Source organism: Dyella tabacisoli (genome assembly GCF_003350925.1).
Lineage (GTDB): Bacteria > Pseudomonadota > Gammaproteobacteria > Xanthomonadales > Rhodanobacteraceae > Dyella_C > Dyella_C tabacisoli.
Genome location: NZ_KZ857186.1, coordinates 29827 through 48693, shown reverse-complemented (window position 1 = coordinate 48693; position 18867 = coordinate 29827). Strand labels below are relative to the sequence as shown.

11 protein-coding genes and 1 pseudogene are annotated in these 18867 nt (G+C 57.2%); 6 read left to right on the top strand and 6 right to left on the bottom strand.

Annotation, left to right across the window (positions count from 1 at the left end; translation table 11 throughout):
- Positions 1-102 precede the first annotated feature (102 nt).
- The 3 genes and pseudogenes from DVJ77_RS20390 to DVJ77_RS21570 all read left to right on the top strand — a co-directional run.
- Positions 103-4497: an RHS repeat-associated core domain-containing protein gene (locus tag DVJ77_RS20390; RefSeq protein WP_114847373.1), complete on the top strand. Its 4395-nt coding sequence runs from the start codon at positions 103-105 to the stop codon at positions 4495-4497.
- Complete coding sequence (locus tag DVJ77_RS20385; protein ID WP_114847372.1) at positions 4497-4910, top strand: DUF4279 domain-containing protein; 414 nt, start codon at positions 4497-4499, stop codon at positions 4908-4910. The genes DVJ77_RS20390 and DVJ77_RS20385 overlap by 1 nt, the downstream gene beginning before the upstream one ends.
- A 562-nt stretch (positions 4911-5472) precedes the next feature.
- Positions 5473-5715 (top strand): annotated as a pseudogene (locus DVJ77_RS21570) (OB-fold nucleic acid binding domain-containing protein); the annotation flags it as partial.
- A 58-nt stretch (positions 5716-5773) separates the two neighbouring features.
- Here DVJ77_RS21570 and DVJ77_RS20375 read toward each other — a convergent pair.
- Positions 5774-6547: an AraC family transcriptional regulator gene (locus DVJ77_RS20375; protein WP_225428120.1), complete on the bottom strand. Its 774-nt coding sequence runs from the start codon at positions 6545-6547 to the stop codon at positions 5774-5776.
- 960 nt (positions 6548-7507) lie between these two features.
- Between DVJ77_RS20375 and DVJ77_RS20370 the strand changes: the two genes are divergently transcribed.
- Positions 7508-10579: a TonB-dependent receptor gene (locus tag DVJ77_RS20370; protein ID WP_114847371.1), complete on the top strand. Its 3072-nt coding sequence runs from the start codon at positions 7508-7510 to the stop codon at positions 10577-10579.
- A 125-nt stretch (positions 10580-10704) separates the two neighbouring features.
- Here DVJ77_RS20370 and DVJ77_RS20365 read toward each other — a convergent pair whose 3' ends face one another.
- From DVJ77_RS20365 to DVJ77_RS21265, 3 genes are all read right to left on the bottom strand, one after another.
- Entirely contained in the window at positions 10705-11358 is a 654-nt protein-coding gene (locus DVJ77_RS20365; protein WP_114847370.1) for a glutathione S-transferase family protein, read from the bottom strand.
- A gap of 405 nt (positions 11359-11763) precedes the next feature.
- Entirely contained in the window at positions 11764-14397 is a 2634-nt protein-coding gene (locus tag DVJ77_RS20360; RefSeq protein WP_114847369.1) for a collagenase, read from the bottom strand.
- A gap of 831 nt (positions 14398-15228) precedes the next feature.
- Positions 15229-15384, bottom strand: coding sequence for a hypothetical protein (locus tag DVJ77_RS21265; protein WP_162791619.1), 156 nt, complete (start codon positions 15382-15384; stop codon positions 15229-15231).
- Between the two features lie 153 nt (positions 15385-15537).
- On the opposite strand from DVJ77_RS21265, the gene DVJ77_RS20350 reads away from it, so the two are divergent.
- Complete coding sequence (locus DVJ77_RS20350) at positions 15538-16926, top strand: metallophosphoesterase family protein (RefSeq protein WP_114847367.1); 1389 nt, start codon at positions 15538-15540, stop codon at positions 16924-16926.
- A gap of 142 nt (positions 16927-17068) precedes the next feature.
- Here DVJ77_RS20350 and DVJ77_RS20345 read toward each other — a convergent pair whose 3' ends face one another.
- Positions 17069-17626, bottom strand: coding sequence for a sugar O-acetyltransferase (locus DVJ77_RS20345; protein ID WP_114847366.1), 558 nt, complete (start codon positions 17624-17626; stop codon positions 17069-17071).
- A 213-nt stretch (positions 17627-17839) separates the two neighbouring features.
- Between DVJ77_RS20345 and DVJ77_RS20340 the strand changes: the two genes are divergently transcribed.
- Complete coding sequence (locus tag DVJ77_RS20340) at positions 17840-18193, top strand: RidA family protein (RefSeq protein ID WP_114847365.1); 354 nt, start codon at positions 17840-17842, stop codon at positions 18191-18193.
- Between the two features lie 20 nt (positions 18194-18213).
- Here the strand turns inward: DVJ77_RS20340 and DVJ77_RS20335 are convergent, their stop codons facing one another.
- The gene (locus tag DVJ77_RS20335) at positions 18214-18846 is read right to left on the bottom strand and encodes a hypothetical protein (RefSeq protein ID WP_114847364.1); all 633 of its coding nucleotides are present in this window, start codon (positions 18844-18846) and stop codon (positions 18214-18216) included.
- Positions 18847-18867 lie beyond the last annotated feature (21 nt).

Genomic DNA, 18867 nt, shown 5'->3' with positions numbered 1-18867 from the left:
AAGCGCTCATGCGCGCCATTACGCCTGTTTAGCCGCACCAGCCCTGAGAGCCTCAAAGTCCCACTCTCCAAGTAGTGCATTCCAATGTTTAGGGATTGAACGATGATGAAGTATTTTTTCTGGCTGGTAGCCATTTACTTGCTGAGTGCGACCTGTCCGCGTCTTAATGAAGCCCAGGCGACGACACATCAAGAAGCATCCAATGGCTGTGCTCAATGGTGGAGCGTTGTTAACGGGCATCAGGGCTGGACGGGCTACTGTCAGGATCGTTACACCCCGGCCTTTAGCTGGCAGCGCGTCGTCTACATGTGCAGTTCAACTCAGACGGACGGTGCCGGTGGGACTTGTGAGATTCAGGGTGGCTACTTTCCTGGCAATGTGGGGCCGTGGCTTTGGGACATTGACCCGGCCAGCCCGGATCCGGGAAAGAATCTTGGCGGCGGCCTATGTGGCTGCATGATCGGAAATCCCATCAGCCTGGGTATTGGCAATAAGTTTCAAAAAGAGCAGGACATCGATCTTGGCCTGCTGACGTTCTATCGCTACTACAACAGCGACATGACGGTACTTGAGCGCGGCTTTGGGCATCATTGGCGCAGTTCATACAGCCGGCAGGTGAGCTTGGCGGGAAACGGTCGCCAAGTGAGCGCTTATCGTGACGATGGCCGTGTCATTACCTTTTCAACCCTCGACGGTATCGCCTGGGTCACCGATGCGGGTGTGGGCGACACCTTTAAACGGTTGTGGGACAGCAACGGAAATTATGCCGGCTGGGCTTACATCGTCTCCAGCTCAAGAGATACCGAATACTACGATGTGAGCGGCCGTTTGCAGCGCATCGTCGATCGCGATGGACGGCTGATGACGTTCGCTTATAGCGATGCGCAGACACCCGTGGGCATCGCCCCCGCACCTGGGCTTTTGATTTCTGTAACGGATGCTTTAGGGCGAGCGTTATCGATCATCTACGATGCCAGCCAGCGCATTAGTCAGGTCGTGCTACCGGATGGCACTGCGCTTCAGTACAGCTACGACGCTGCCGGCAACCTTGCCACGGTGACTTATCCCGGTGGAGCCGGCCGGACCTATGTCTACAACGAAACCCCTTTAGTCGCTGATACTCATCAGCCCTCGGCCTTAACGGGCATCGTGGACGGATTGGGTGTCCGCTATGCCACGTTTGCCTACGACATTAACTGGCGCGCGATCTCCACATCGCATGCTTTAGATACCAACCATTTCTCGGTTCAGTACAACGGCGATCAGGGGCGACAAATCCTATTTCCCAGTGGACTGACGGCGTCATATAGCCTAACCATCGTCAATGGAGTGGCCCGGATGGGGGCGGTGAGCAGTCCCTGTGGGTCCGCTTGCGGTTCGCTGCCGGCCAAGTCGACTTACGATGCCAATGGCTACCCCGCCTCGACCACCGACTTCAGCGGCAACGTCGCGACAACGACCTACGACGCCAGCGGCCTGCTCAATCAGCAAGTCGACGCGTCGGGCACCAGTAACCAACGCACGACCCGGACGACGTGGGACACCGGGCTGCGCACGCCACTGACCCGCACGGTGCTCGACGCCAGCGGCACCACTGTCGCCCAAAGCGCCTGGGTCTATAACGCCATCGGCCAGACACTGGCCCGCTGCATGGTCGACCCAGCGATTCCAGCGGCTGCGTCGTATACGTGTGCGGCGACCGGCACCCCACCGGCCGGTGTGCGCCGCTGGACTTATACGTATTGCAGCGCTGTCGATAGTACTCAGTGCCCCTTCGTCGGCTTGCTGCTTAGCGCCACCGGTCCACGTACCGACATCAGCGACATCACCAACTACCGCTACTACCTCACTACCGACGAATCCGGCTGCGGCACCGCCGGTGGCGCCTGCCATCGCGCCGGTGATCTCTATCAAGTCACGGATGCCCTCGGTCATGTGGCTACCACGGTGGCCTACGACAAAAACGGTCGCGTGATTCGCCAGCGCGATGCTAACGGCATCATCACGGACCTCACGTATCACCCGCGCGGTTGGCTGCTCACCCGTACTGTGCGCGCCAATGCCGATGGCTCGGCCTCCGCACAAGATGCCGTCACCCAGATCGCCTACGACGCCACGGGCAACGTCACCAAGGTCACCGACCCCGACGGCGTCTTCACCAGCTACACCTTTGATGCGGCGCATCGCCTCACCGACATTACCGACGCCCTGGGCAACCGCATCCACTACACCCTCGATGCCGCCGGCAACAAAACCAAAGAAGACACCTACGACAGCACCGGCACCGTGCGTCGCACACTGTCGCGCAGCTACAACACCCTGGGTCAGCTCACCGCCATTACCGATGCGCTCAACCGCACCGTCTTCAACGCCGGCTATACCGATAGCTACGACGCCAACGGCAACCTCGTGCATACCGCCGATGCCTTGGGTGTGCAGCGCAAGCAAAGCTACGACGGGCTGAATCGTCTGGTGAGCACGCTCGACAACTACAACGGCACCGACACAGCAACACAGAACACCCCCAGCGTGTTCGCCTACGACGCCCGCGACAACCTCGAAGGCGTCAGCGACCCGGATGGCCTCAACACCACCTATAGCTACGACGGTCTCAACAACGCGACCACCCTGCAAAGCCCCGATACCGGCACCACCAGCTCCACCTACGATGCCGCCGGTAATCGCCTCAGTCAGACCGATGCCCGTGGTGTCACCACCAGTTTCAGCTATGACGCGCTCGGAAGGCGCATCGCACAGAGCTATACCGACACCACGCAGAACGTGAGCTACATCTACGACGAGGCGGATAGCGTCACCGGCTGCACCGGCTCGTTCTCCATCGGGCGGCTAACGCGCATCGTCGAAGGTAATGGCACCAACACGGTGTATTGCTATGACCGCTTGGGCCGACTGGCCTCGAAACAGCTCACCGTTGCCGGTACCCCGGCCACCACCCGCTACAGCTACACATCGGCGAGTCGCCTTGCCGGGATCACCTATCCCAGCGGTGCCCAGGTCAGCTACACCCGCAACAGTGGCGGCCAGGTCACGGCGGCTACGCTGACTCCGGTCGGTGGTGGTGCGGTGCCGCTGGTCACAGCGGTGACGTATCAACCGTTCGGCCCCATCGCCAGCTACACCCTGGGCAACGGTCACGCCGTTACCCGCAGCTTCGATGCCAACGGCCAGATCAGCGGCGTCACCAGTCCCGTGCTTAATCTGCAATGGACACGCGATGCGGCAGGCAATATCACGGCACTCGCCGGGGCTAACAGCGAGAGCTACAGCTACGACCCGCTGCAACGCCTTGCCGGTATCAACGACGCCACGGGTAAAGCGGTTGAGGCTTATACCTATAACAAGACCGGGGATCGGCTGAGCAAGACGGGTGGGCTATGGGCTACGGGTGCGTACACCTATGCCAGCGGCACCCATCGCCTCACCGCGACCGGTGATGCATCACGTACCTACGATGCGGCCGGGAGTACGGTGACCAGTCAGCTGGGTGGCGATCAGTACGTGTATCGCTACAACGCACGTCACCGGTTGGAAACGGTCAACCGCAATGGTCAGGATGTGGCGAGTTATGTCTATGACGCTAACGGGCAGCGGGTGCGCAAGACAGCGACCCTTCCAGCGGCTGTCGATCTGCGCTTTGGTTATGACGAGGCGGCGCGGTTGCTGACCGAGCAGTCCGCAACCGGGTCACGTGACTATGTGTGGCTCGATGAGCTGCCGGTGGCGGTAGTGGACGCGACAGGCACGGCCAGTACGGTGAGCTACATCCATGCGGATGGCTTGGGTACACCACGTGCGGTGACGGATACGGCGGGGGCGACGCTGTGGCAATGGAGCTATGCGGGGAATACGTTCGGGGAGCAGGCGCCAACGTCAAGCAATGGCTACATCTTCAATCTGCGCTTTCCGGGGCAATACTACGATGCGGAGAGTGGGTTAAATAACAACGGCTATAGGACTCGAGACTCGAGCATAGGTGGTTATCTGCAATCTGATCCGCTAGGTCTCAGAGGTGGAATTGATTCCTACGTCTATGGTTTTAACAGCCCTTTGAATTATATAGATCCATTGGGTCTGCAAGTTGTTATACCTGTTCCCGGGAATCGTCTAGCTCCGCTACCTTGGATACCTGAGGTGCCGCAGCCGACAAGAACCAATCCCAAGGATGACTGGGGCGCTCTATGTGCTGCTGGGGGACCTGTCTGCATAGTGCCCTCACTAGCTGCAATAGAGTTGGGAGCAATGATGGCAAAACCCAAGCCGGGGTCGAAGCCAAAAGATTGCCCAGCAGGAACTAGGCCAATTGATCAAGTTCCTGGATTAAGTAAAGACGATGTTCACGGTATTAAAGAGGGCGTTGGAGCAGGTCCGCGCGACTGGACCGGCATCGCCCCAAATGGTGATGTGATTACTGGGGATCATGAAGGAAATGCAATAAATAACGGACCCAAAGGTAGCTATTTGCCAGGTGGAGATTGATGAACGCATTTCGATTCAAAATGTCATTGCGCTTTTTCGGCACATCCTTTGATCCGGCTGAATTAAGCAAGGAGCTGGGAATGCAGCCCGTTCACATGCATAAAGTTGGTGATCAGCGTACAACCCCGGCAGGGGCGGAGCTGGAGGGCACCTACAAAGCAAGTTACTGCACGTTCAACATCGATCGGCGTGATAACGATGAGGATCTGCATGTGACTCTGAATCGGGTCTCGGCTGATTTATCGAGGCATATGGCGTTATTTAATAGCATTCGTGAAAAAGGTGATCGCGTCGAGTTTTTCGTTGGATGGTTTTCCGATGGGAATACTGGGGATACGTTGCCATTCCATTTGCTCAGATTGCTCGGTGAAATGAAGATTGACTTGGCGCTCGATGTTTACGGATCGGATTGATAATTCGGCGTGCACCCACCCCTAATATATGGGACGTAAAAGGGACTAGGCGGTTAGGTGGCAAGTAGAGTGGCTTGATTGAAGCGGCACCCAACATGGCTTGCTGATGTTGGGGTTCGCTTGTGCTCACCTCAACCTATCGCGCTACCGCCAAGCGATGGATCCACGCAAACGAAGCCTGCCTAGGCGGGCTTCGTGCGTTACCGGCTTAACTTTCCTCTTTCTCTTGCTCTTCCTTGTCCAGTAAGGCTCCAGGCACCGATATCGCCCGCTCGGTCAAAACATGCGGGGCGATAAACAAGCCCTCGGTGCGTAGGTTGGGCTGAACAAAGTGATGCCCAACGTTGCGCAATATAGGGACTCGCCGCGATACCCAACATGGCATGCTTTTGGGGCCCGCCGTGATACCCAGCGTGACGCAACGTTGGGGTTCGCTTGTGCTCACCCCAACCTACGCTCACTCCAGCGGCGTCTTAACTCGGGTGTCGGTTGCGATCCAGTTGATCTCCGAGGTCTTGCTGCCGTCATCAAATTCACCACGTCCGCTCTTGAACTCGCCGATCGTGGGCAAACGGCGAGCGGTGTCACCTTTATTACGTTGGAAGACGAGTACGGACCGATCAATGTGGTGGTCTGGAGCCAGGTCGCCGAGCGTCAGCGTCGCACTTATCTGGAGGCGCGCCTGCTGGGGGTGGATGGGCGCTGGGAGCGAGTCGATGGGGTTAGTCATTTGATTGCGCATCGATTGATCGATCTGAGTGCGTTACTCGGACCGCTCGATAGCCGGTCGCGCGACTTTCACTAGCCGCAACTTTGCGGCTTATGTCGTCAGCTTCGCCAAAACTGCGAGTGCGGGCGCCGTGTCATATTTTTTGCAAAGTAAGGAAATCTCTAAAGATCCGCCGATACTGGCCTGGCGTCATGCCAGTCACGCGCCGGAATGCGCGAGACATAAGACTCTGATCGAAAAACCCCACCTGATAAGCGATCCCCGAGATCGATTCTTCGCTGTGTTGCAGCAGGCGCGTGGCGGCATCGATGCGTACTTTCATTAGATATTGTCCCGCTGAGAGCTGAAAGATACGTTTCATACGCCGCTCGAATTGCGCCTCGGAGAGGCTCGCCCGTTGTGCGAGATCCGGCACCAGCAGTTTTTCCATGAAGTGCTCGCGTATATGGTCGATCGTATCTGCGAACACGTTGTCGATCATACGTGCGCGGCTTGGTTCGATGAGATCGCGCGAAACGCAGGTCAAGCCGACGATGGCCCCTGTGAGGTCCCATAACGGTTGCTTCGTCGACAGACACCAACCCGTACTGCCGTCGTTGTGAACGGTCAGATCCAGGCTGTCGATCAGCGGCTTGCCCGTCTGGAACAAGCGTTCATCCTGATGGCAGTAGCGCTCGGCCATCGGTTTTGGAAACAGTGCGAATGCGGTCTTGCCGATCGCCTCCTCCTTGCAATTCAAACCGCACCGCTTCACGCACGCCTCGCTTATCAACACGTAGCGCCCCTGGCGATCTTTAATACTGAACACTACGTCCCGCAGGGGATCGAACATGGTCTGAAGAACCTTGCTCAGGGCCATTCCCGATAGAAATGCGTTGCACCAGCGGATTTGTTCTTGCGGGGCCATGACATGCTCTCATCAAAGACTGGGTGGGATTCATGCTCGATCTGCGGCGACGACTGTTACGGGAAACGCCGATATCTCAGGGGCGCCTTTGCATGCCGCTGTCGTCGACTGCTGGCTGTTCTCTCCCGGCAAAGAGAATGACATTGCCCTAGCGACAGAGATGCAAAGTAGCGCACGCGATTCTCGGCCCGCGTGGCTTGCGATCACCTTGATTCTTATGCTTTCCCCAGCTTCCGCTTTCGACGCCCCACCAAGTCACGGACGCAATCCCCTGGGCTCTCCGGCCCGCGTCAGTCACTCCAACGTCCCAGATAAAGGGCACAAAACAACGTCAGCCGCACAAAGCTAGTGCCACGCAAACCTGGCCGTCTTGCAGGATCAGGGCGCTTTGAGTGCGAATTTCGGCACAAATTCACGTGCCTTTGACAGCATCCTATGGACGGCCATCGCGAGCTGAAAATTTGCGAGTTACGTCACGAAAGTAAGCGGCGTTTTTTCTGTCCCCATAACTCGGCAACACAACTCGCGCGCTCCCCTTAAGGCTAATCAGCTCCCCTCAAGGAGTGGACGGGCTCGCCATTGGTTTTGGCAAATTCATCGCAGCCCGCGAATATTTTTGCCTATCTCTCGATCACCTATAGCCCCAATGATGCAAAGCGGTTCCATTCAACCGCGCAGGGGTGCGGATAGAGCGCAGCGATGATTGGATAGGGACTGTGCGCATCGACGCGCTGGGCAGGCGTTCTTACTGCTCTTGGCTAAATCATCGAACGGGAGATACACCGACGTGAGCTTGGATGGATGTGGCAATGCTATGCGCGAGTCTCGTTGACCGGCGCCTTAAAGCAACAACTTTTGCAACGGTAACGATCAGGGTGAGCCTACATCACCTCGTTACGATCATTAACACGATGGATGTCAGCACATCGAAGCCCAGTGGGCTTTTCCGGGGAGATCTAAATGTCTATTCGTTCGTTGAATGGCAGCTATCTGCGTCATTCGGCGCTGGCGGCTGCACTGATGGTGGGCTTGGTCAGTATCGCCGGCACAGCATTCGCGCAAGCCACCAGTGGCACTATTTTCGGCCAGGCTGAAGCTGGCGAGACGGTCATCATTACCAGCGCTACGGGTCTTACCCGCCAAATGCCAACGGACTCGAAGGGGCGCTACCGTGCCGATAATCTTCCGGTAGGCACTTACACCGTATCTCTGCAAAAGAACGGTGCTGTAGTGGATACGCGAAAGGACGTCGGTATCAATGCCGGCTCGGGTACCGATATTTCGTTTGCCTCTGCGGCAAACGCTTCGTCGCTTTCGGCCGTGACAGTGACGGCAAACGCGCTACCCGCCATCGACGTGTCGGGTGTCGATTCCCGTACCGTCATTACCGCTCAGCAATTGGCACGTTTACCGCTGGCACGCAGCGCCGAAGCTATCGCGCTGCTGGCGCCGGGTGTCGTCGCGGGCACTACGCTTTTCTCTGGTACGACCACTGGCAACAGTTCGGTCGTGTCGTTCGGTGGTTCGTCGGTTACGGAGAACGCTTACTACATCAATGGCTTCAACGCGACGGATCCGATCAGTGGCTTCGGTGGGCTTACGCTGCCTTATGGCGCCATCGAGCAACAGGAAATTCTGAGCGGCGGCTACGGCGCGGCGTATGGCCGTTCCGATGGCGGTGTGATTAGCCAGGTCGGCAAACGCGGCACCAACGAATGGCATTTCGGCGGTCAGATTCTTTGGACTCCGACCGATCTGCAAAGCGACCCGAGAAATTATTACTACGTCAGCGGTAATAAAGCGGGTCAGATTTTTCGTACCCGCAAGGACATCAAGGCCTGGACGACAACGCTCGACGGCTATGTCGGCGGTCCGTTGATAAAGGACAAGTTGTTCTTCTTCGCCGCTTATGAGGCAGAACGCCAGCAGGGCCAGAGCACCGGCGCAGTCACGTCGCCCTTTGTGACCCATTACCGCTACGATAATCCGAAGTGGTATGGCAAGGTCGATTGGAACATTACCGACAGCAATATCCTCGAACTGACAGGCGCGTCAAGCAAGTCGTCTTATCAAGGCGTGCTGAATAAATACAACTACGCCACGGGTCAGGAAGGCGGGTTCAACAGCAACGGTACGTCGGTCAAGAACGGTGCCGACCTGTATTCGGCCAAGTTCACCAGCTATATCACCGACGACCTGACTCTTACGGCCCTCTACGGAAAAATGAAGGGCACGTATTTCAATCAAACCCCTGGGTACGATCCGACGTATCCATTCTTGATTTCGCCGGACAAGCAAAACCCAGCGCTGACGGGCGGCGGCATCATTAACAACAGCCAGACGTTGCAGCAGTTCGTCAACCCGGCGCATACATCCAAGAACACCAACCTGCGGATCGACCTGGCCTATAAATGGGGTTCGCACACGCTGACCGCGGGTATCGACAACCAGAACGTGCGTGACTTGAACGATGGCCAGATTACCGCTGGCCCAGGCTATGCGTGGCAGTACAGCAACGGCAATCCCAATAACTTCATCACCGGCGGTCCAGTCGCGAACGGGCCGAACTGGCAGTCCCAGCCATGGGTAGCCGCGCCGGGCGCCTATCCAGGTGGTTCGACGGGCTACTACGCCTCCAAGTACATCTTCACCACCAACTCGTCGGTTATTGTGACCCAGCGCGCCCAGTACCTTGAAGATGCCTGGCAGGTCAACGAACGCTGGCTGGTCAAGATCGGCCTGCGCAACGACCAGTTCACCAACTACAACGGCAACAGCGAGCCGTACCTGCGCTTGACCAAGCCTCAGTGGGCGCCGCGCGTGGGCTTTGCGTGGGACGTCAACGGCGATTCAAGCTTCAAGATTTATGGCAATGCCGGTCGCTACTACCTCGCGCTACCGGCCAGCGTGGCCCTGCGCAACGCGGGTGCAGCGACCTATACCAATGAGTACTTCACTTATACCGGGATCGATGCTCACGGTATTCCGACCGGCTTGACCCCGATCAAGACCAGCACGGGTGGCCCGATCTCGGCGAATCTGGCATACGGCATCCCGCCCGACCCGAAGACAGTGACCGCGCAAAACATCAAGTCCGAACACCAGGACGAGTACATCCTCGGCTTCGACAAGAAGCTGGGCGACTCATGGGTGTACGGCGCAAAGGCCACCTATCGCGACTTGCGCGATGGGATCGACGACTTCAGCGATACCGGGCGCATCATCGACAAGATGAACGCGATGGGCATCGATCCAAATAGCTACAATTCGAACACGGTGCTCGGTGCCTATCTGATAAACCCAGGTCGCAATCCGACGCTTCGCGTGCCCAAACTAGGTGGCGGGTACTATCTTGTTCCGTTGGACTGGCACAAGGATCTTGGTTTCAACACCACCATGAAACGCCATTACTACGGCCTCGAGATGTACTTGGAGCATCCGTTCGATGGCAAGTGGTACGGAAAAATCGACTACTTGTTCTCGCGTAGCTATGGCAACAGCGAAGGTCAGGTGAAGTCGGATGTCGGCCAGACTGATGTGTCGGCTACGTCCGATTGGGATTACTGGCAGTTGATGGATTATGCCAATGGTTACCTGTCAAACGACCGTCGTCATCAGATCAAGGCTTATGGCTCTTATCAAATTGCTCCTGAGTGGATGCTCTCGGGTAATGTGGCCATTCTGTCGGGCGCACCTAAGGAGTGCCTGGGTCTTTACGGTCCAGCCCAGACCAACCCAGGTCTTGGTTATACCCCCGGCTACTACCACTGGTGCGACGGCAAGCCGTCCGTTCCAGGCTTCGCGCGTCAGCCGTGGACTTACTTGCTAAGTCTGAGTGCCGAGTATCGTCCTGAGTGGGCGGATAAAAAGCTCGGCTTCAATGTGATGGTCTACAACGTACTCAACAAGCAACGGATCACGCAGACCTATGCGCTGCATGGCTCGTCGGATGCCGTGATCCCCAGTTACGGCCGTCCATATTCATCGCAGACTCCACGCTATGTCCGATTCGGTGTGACATACGATTTCTGATAGCCAAGGCTGTATCGGACAACGGTTGTCCAGCGGGTACCTGCTGTTTTGAGGTACTCGCTGGATAACCTTGTACCGGATTCTTGCTATCGCGTAGCACTTCAATCTGCATCGTAGGCCCGAACTCAGGCTGCGACGGGTACGTTACGTGCGTAGTCGGCCATTTGGTTGCGTAAAGCAGTCTGGAACGCTGGACGCGCCTCACAACGCTTAACGTAGGCGTCAATCCGTGGGAATTCGGCCACGAGATCCGTATGCCGGATGAACCTCAGCGCGGTGGTCATCAAAATGTCGGCTGCCGTGAAGCAATCCTGTAGATAATCGCGACCGTCTAGCCATGCGGACAGCGCGGCCAATCGAGCTTTCACTTCATCAACAGCGCCAGGGCGTCGCAGCTTTGCCCATGCTTCGTCAGGGTGCAGCAGGTCGATCACGAAAAGATTCCAGACCGGCGGCTCGACCGTATTGAGCGCAGCGAACATCCAGCCGAGCGTTTTGGCGCGCTGGTCGGCAGGCATTAGCGCCTCGCTATGTTCGGCAATGGCATAGACGATTGCGCCCGATTCGATCATGGTCCCTTCATCGGATTCGAGCACAGGCACCAATCCAAAAGGATGCTTGCGCCGATAGGTATCGGAGTGTCGTTCCTCGACGCCGACCCACCGACTTTCATAGGCAAGCCCCGCTTCTTCGAGCGCCCAGCGCACACGCAGATCCCGCACCAGTCCTTGGGCAAATGGCGGCGCCCAGTCAACGCCCCACACCGTAATCTTTTTCATATCGTTTCTCCTCACATGGCCGTCTTGTCGGCGCCGGTAGTCGCCGGCGCGATCGTTGGTGGTCGTGGGAGAGACTGCGACCAGAGCGTCGAACGGTGTGAGTGACAACTGTGGCGCGATTGCGGTGAGCTATAGAACGCAAGGTTGCGATCCGCCGCAGATAAGCCAGGGTGGGGCAGGGAGGGGCGGAGATGCTGGAGCTGCGCGTCGATGAACTAGATAGATCGAACACGCGCTTGGAAATCAGCTCGATGGAAATCGGCTCGATCAAACCACGAGTCGATCACCGGATACTGTCTGCGAGATGATCCGCATGTTCTGCGTCTTACGCCGGTGCCATCGGGCCGGCCCTTTCGGAGCCGGCCCGATGACGGTCTAGAGTATGGACCGATTGCCCTTTGGTAATTACGGATGCGACCCCGTCATCGACCAGGCTCCCGACCCCGTGGTGGCTTGTACGAAGAAGTTGTAGCTGTTCCCTGCGACGGCGGGGAAGGCGATCGTCAACGGACCCGTGCCGTCCTGTTCCGAAATGGCTTGGTTAGTGGTGGCGTTGTCCGCAACCCATCTCCAACTGGTGCCTGCGGGGACATTGAGCGTTGCAGTAACCGTTCCCGTGCCACTCGTGAAGTTCGGGGTGTAGATGTATCCACCCTGTGACGCAATCGTTCCCGAGAAGCTGATGTCACCTCCGCCCGTGCCTCCCGTGCCGCTCAAGGCGGAAGTCTGCGCGCCGCCGCTAGCACTGTCGGTCACGGTCAGCGTGCCGCTGGACGCGCCATTGGCTTTGGGTGAAAACAGAACCCAAACGGTGCATTGGGATCCGACTGCCAGCGATGATCCGCAAGCATTGGACACAGTGAACGGACCGGTTGCCGTGGCACTGCTGATAGATACCGCCGTGGTGCCCGTGTTGGTCAGCGTGAATGCCTGCCAGTTGCTGTAGCCATTCACCGCGACGTTGCCGAAGTTGAAGCTTGCCGGACTCAGCGTGGCAGCGCCGGTAGAACCACCACCAGTGCCGCAGCCGCCGGTACCGCTATTGCTGTTGAAGCAAGTTTCGAACGACTCGAACTCCGACGTGTAGCTATTGCGGATACCGTCAAGAAAGGTGTGATAACTGGTGCTGAAGTTGCCCGCGCGGAAGATGCCCAACATCGTGTCGATGTCGGAGCGGTGGTTGTTAATCATGAAGTTGACGGCAAGATAGCCGCCTGGATACGCCGCTTCCTGATAAGAAGCCATGTCGTAAGTATTGTTGAACAGCCGTGGAAGAGAATACGTGTGATTCCCGGCGACGGGGACCGCCCCCGAATCGACCAGGTTGCGATAGGAATAGCTTACATACTCGGCGATGCCTTCGATCCACCACACCTCTGAATAAGGCAGGTCGGCATTCGACGTCGGCTCATCGCCGAAAGAGCCCTTCTGGTTGTACTTGCCATCCATATAGTGCGTGAACTCGTGCCAGAGATTCCAGATCTCCCAGTCGGCGGTAATCCACTCGGCGTGATAACAGTAAAAATGGGCGATGTTGCCAACCTGCGAAGGGTCGCCTTTGATACTCAGGCCACCATTATTCGTGTTGATGCCGTAGAGATAAGAGCCGTATGTCGCGTAGTCGGCGGAGCTGTTGAATACGTCGACTTCCAGGCCTACGGTGTTATCGCTGGCGATTTGACCGGGGTCTTTGAACAGGCCGTGGATGTATCCGACTTCGTTGTGGAGTGTGGCGCAGGTGTCGCTGAACTGCTGCGTGGTCATGTTCTGCGCGACGATCTTGATCGCATCGCTCGGGCACTGATACGACTGTCCCTGCACACTGGCCATGACCTGTGACTTGGTGGCGCAGGTGCCGTAATAGCTGCAATTCGTACCGTCGTAATAGTCTTGACCGGCCACCGCAGCGATGAAGATCGAAATGCCGTTGTTGCTGAAGTTGTATGTTTGAATAACCGTGCGCACCAGCGGCTTGGCCACATTGACAACGTTCGATGCGTACGTATTGCCATCGAGAAAATGTGCCAACTCAGCAGCGGCATCGCGCGTGAGCCATTCGTCCGGGGCATTCGCATTGAACTTGGCACGCGTGACGAAATTGTTGAGCGTGCTGATGACTGAGGTATCGGAGTTCACCAGACTCACCCAGGCCGGATTCCAGGCGCCGAGGTAGTAAGCACTGAAGACCTGGTCGATCGATCCCTTCATGTTGTAGAAGGCGTTGTAACTGCTGTTATATCGGTCGAGGAGACTCTTGTAAGTACCCGCGTAGCGAGCCTGCTGGGACGAGCTTGCCGTGAGTGTAAGTACCTCACCGAGAACCGCGCCATGGTTGTCATTCACGTCGTAAAAATGCGAGTTTGCGACGAAGGCGTCCAGGTATGCGTCTACCGCCGTCGCGACGTTTGACGAATAGGCTGGAACAGCAGTCGGGTTATTGAACTGCACGTAATAACCGGCACGTAGAAAGGTCGCAAACTGCTCGACGCCGGTGCTGTCATCGCCCGGATAACTCACAGCGTAAGCTTTCGCGTAATTCGCAACCGCGATCATCTTGCCCTCGGAGAACACCGCGCCGGCCGTGGTTCCTGTCAGGCTGAAGAGCGTGTTGATACAGGACCAATCAGCGGTCCGAATCAACTCTCCGACCGTGTTCGTCGATGCGTTGGCGAACGCGTTCGCGTCGCAAGTAGCCGTGGCAGCAGCAACGCTCTTGCTAGCCATCTGTGCGAAGTGCCTTACCTTCGAAGGCTCGTCATGAATGAAACGCGCGGAGGAGGTTTCCGGGCTGTAGTCATAATCCAGATAGCGCTCAGGGATCCGCACGCCATCGGGTGGTGCTGGGCGGAAGTCGGGAGCTGCGGACTTAACATGCACAATCGGCTTCAACGAATGTGCGCCCGCAGGCGGTGGGGGCATCGCCGCCGAGTGGTCGTTAGCGCCCGATGCAAAGACGTTGAGCGTGAATGTAGCGAGAAAAATGGCAAGCAACGATGTCTTAAACCCTGCAATGGGTATGGGGGTTTGTGTACCGTGCATACTGAAATCTCCGGTGATGGAGCCGATATTCAGAGCCGGCTCCGATTTATGAGAGAACACACGAACATGGCAACCGTAAATCCCTGCATTTTTGATGCAGCACGCACCAAGGCCGCGGACTTCTCGCGAGCTCGGTCGTTTTCAGGACGTTCCTGCAAATTTATCGAGGCGTGAACGGATGTCATTCACGGCGCGACCCACCCCAAATCGTTGGACACGATCGTGCGTACATGCTCTACATCTCAAATGCCGAACTCTGCGTGCGGACCATCGACGTCGACCGTATCTCGACAAACGCGTAATCCGCAGCAGCCCCTAGAAACAGCTTTGAAATGCAGGCGTTAACAATGCAAACGTAATGAATGGAGATATAGGAATAAATATCCGTATCGTTCGACGGATTTGCCAAATACGTGTTTCATACAACTTGAAGGGGCCATCAAATCTATGCGGCGGCGATAGGTGCTGAAAATCGGGCGGGTTGCGTGGTGTATCTCTAGCTGCGCGCACTTGCGATGTAAGCCGATCAAGAAGGCAGAAAAATAGCCAAATGCATCACATAAGAGCAGGTCGCCGCGACCACGTTCGTGGCCGCAAACACCCCCGTCGAGAAGATTCGCGCGGCATAGGACGCGCTGCAGCGTGCGCTTGGCTGAGGCGAACTTCAGGCCGATCTGGATCTCGAGGTGTAGGTGGGTGTGATCCACGGCCCGATTTTTCATCGCGTGCTGATGGAACATAACTTACTAAGCGATACCTTCATGGAACAGGTTCTGCGGATTATGTCGAATAGCGCAGGCGCAAAAGGACGAATAACACGTTTTATCTGTGTCAATCACGCGCGCTTAAATGCTCGGGTGTGCGATCACGCGCGGTAGGTCGTGGTTCGCTTTGCTCAGCCCAACCTACGTCGGTTTGATCCACTTGTGCTGCAGTCAGGGCGCTCTTGTGCCCCATCAGGCGCTTGTCGTAAGTTTGCGTCGACATTGAAAGTCCTGCGCTGAATCGACTTGAGGCTGTCATCGAACTCATTGATTCTGCGCAGTGCGGCACATGGATTTGGCATGCCGCTCTTCGACCCGTGGATCGGGCCTATCGTATCGTCCAATGCCATGGTGGTTTCCCTGCCCAGGAGACGTTATGAAGCGGACCAAGCAAACGAGCAAGCGCACTAAGCGCAGCAGCCCGGCCGCCGCCGTTGGCGGCACGGCTGCTGCCAACGCGCCTTCAGTGCGCACCCTGCAACAGCCGGTATTTTCGCAGCCGGGACCGACGCCCGATCCGACGACATTCGTCGTCAATCATCCGTCGGACGGCCCGGCGTATACGGTGATCGACCAGCTCAATAAAAAACATAAACTGCAGCCCTTGCCTTATCCGCTGCCGCGCGGCGGAGTGGAGCCGCAACTGACGTTGGAGCAGGTGATGGGCGGTAATACCGCTGCGATCAAGCGCATCACTCAGGGCGGCCAGCTCGTGTTTCATGCCACCGGCGATTGCGGCAGCACACGCGGGCCCGCCACGCAAAACCAAGTAGCCGACAAGATGACCAGCGACTTCCAGGAGAGCGATCCGCGTGAAGTGCCGCAATTCAATCTGCTGCTGGGCGATATCGTCTACAGCTTCGGTGAAGCCGTCTACTACTACGATCAGTTCTACGATCCGTATCGCGATTATCCTGCGCCGATTCTCGCGGCTGCCGGCAACCATGACGGTATGGTGTCGCCATTGGCGCATGCCCGCACACTCGACGCTTACTTGCGCAACTTCTGTGCTGAGAGCTTTATGGTTACGCTTGAGGCTGGTGGCTTGTCGCGCACTGCGCAAATCCAGCCTGGCGTGTTCTTCACACTTGAAGCGCCGTTTGTACGCATCCTGGTGCTCTACAGCAACACGCTGGAGGACCCAGGCGTGATTGCCGACCCTACGATTGGCAATGCGCAACTCGCCTTCGTCAAGGCGGCGCTACAGCGGGTCAAGGCCGAAAAGTTTAAAGGCGCATTGCTCTTTGCCGATCATCATCCGCCTTACACCGTGTCTCGACATGGCTGGAGCATCAGTCTGCTCAAGCAGTTGGATCAGTTGTGCGACCAGGTAGGTGTTTGGCCGCACGCCTTTCTGTCCGGCCATGCGCACAATTTCCAGCGTTTCACGCGCACGCGCCAGTCCGATGGTACGCAGATTCCCTATCTGGTCTGCGGTAACGGTGGTCACGGCTTGCAGAAACTGAGTGCGGCGGGTGCCGCCGTGCTGCGCGCGCCTCAAGTGATCCAGAAAGCATCGGCCAGCACCGACCAAGTGGTCTTGGAAAACTACGACGATACAAACTACGGCTATCTGCGCCTGATCGTCGATGCCAATCAATTGCGCATTGAATACCACCCCGCTTCAGACGGAGCGCAAACCAAGACGCCGGATGATTTCGTCACGGTGGACCTGGCGACCCGCAAGCTGGTGCACTACACCGCCAATGATTTGGGTATGCCCGCGCAAGCAAGACAGATACGCAAGCTTAGGCGCGGAGGGTAGCGTGCTGCCTGCGGCATAGAAGTGCGTTTCGTTTCGCAGTAATGCGAGTCCGGTTTGTTCGCCGGGAGTCACATCGCGTCCATCTAGTCTGGCGCTGATGGCGAACAGCTTTTCACTGGTTTTGTCCCTTTCGGAGGTTCCGTCAATCGGCAATCGAGCGAATGACCCGCGCCGGATTTCCCCCGACAAGCGTATTCGGGGGAACGTCCTTGGTGACCACCGAGCCCGCCGCGACGACCGAGTTCTCGCCTACGGTGACGCCACCGATGATGGTCGCGTTGGCTGCGATCCAGACGTTCCTTTCAATCACGATGGGCTTTGCAATGACGAAGCTGTGTCGCTGGGAAGGTTCGACGGGATGGCTGGTCGTGATGATGCTCACATTCGGCCCGATCATTACATCGTCGGCAATGTCGAGCCCGCCAAGATCATAGAAAGTGCAATTCTGATTTACGAAGACATTGCGACCAACGCGGATGTCGACTCCGCCTGCTGTATAGAATGGCGGTATCAATAAGAAGCTGTCGTCGACCTTCTTGCCGATGAGGTCGCTGAACAAGGCCCGGACTTCATCCGCATCGTCAAACGTCAGACGGTTGATAGTGGCGGTGATCGCCATCGCCCGTTTTACGTTTGCAGACATGGCCGCCGATTCGGGTGTTCTCCTTGGAATTGTCCTGGTGCGATCGTCATTCGTCATTCGTTATTTCCCTCCGGGCGCGGTCGAGTGAGCGTTCGGAGCATGACGGCCGCACCGAGATTCGTTGAGCGTGGATGGCCTCTTCGGCCAATGACCCAAGCTTGCCGGCAATATCGGCGGACGGCAATGTGTGCTTGACTCAACACGGTTCAACAGCGGCGACTTGTTCGGCCTCGGCCGAAAGCGGTGTCCAGCGAAGCTGGAATCCGCAGGATGGTCCAGCCCTTTGTTTCACGAAGGCTTGTGTGCCTGCATCCCGTAGGGTGGGTGCGGGTAAGGGGCATCACTGCCGGTGGTGCCCGGTCGGATCAAGTGGCCAAGATCACGATCTATGTTGTCAATCATCGGCGTGAGTATGTGCCGCTGATCGAAAAAGCGAGGGTGGCGCTGTTCGGCAATTACAAGCCGCCCGATACCCTGGTGGGAGTGGCGACACTGTCCAACCCCGATTACCTGATCGAGGTTGACGCGGTCGCAGTGATTGACGATGCGACGTCGCTCCCCATGCGGCGAACAAAAAGGTGCACTGACATGGTCTCTCTTTTACGCCTTTTCGCCACTCGCTAGTTTGAGAACCTGTGCTTGAATCAGCCCGAATCGACCAGGGTCATTCCACCCGACTGATCGGTGCGCCAACTGACGACCACATACGAGGGTCTGGCAAATGCCAGTGCCGCCGATCGGGCGGCGTCTTGCGAGCGGAATATCGGGGTCAGCTTCAGCTCACATTGCGCGACGGTGTTGTCCACGCCACCGCCGATAAATAGCGCCATCGAGTCGTTGATGCCCATATCGTTCAGTAGCTGCTGCAGGGCTATGGCATCGGCTTGCAACGCCTTGTCTGGATCATCGAAGTGGGTCGTCGCATTTGCCGACAGATCGACGAGAAGGAGAACTGCTCCGACAATCGTGCTGGCGAAAGCGGCCTCAACGATGTCCTTTCCTATCAGCACGGCTTCAAAGCCCGCGGGTACCAGATCCGCCGTGGCCGGTGACTCTTTGTGCAGGTCTACGCATGTATCCGTAAGAACGTCCAGGCCGTTAGTAGCTGCTTGCTGCCCGGCGAGTACGCCTTGCTGGAAGGCATCAGCATCTTCCTCGTTCGCCGGTGTGGTTACCGATGCCGGCGGACCTTGAAACCCGAAGACGAGACCACGCCCCCAACTACGGGACTTTGGCCCTTCAATTTGAGGTGGAGTTAAAAATGGATTCTGCAGCATCTCGACATCTCCGTGCGTTCG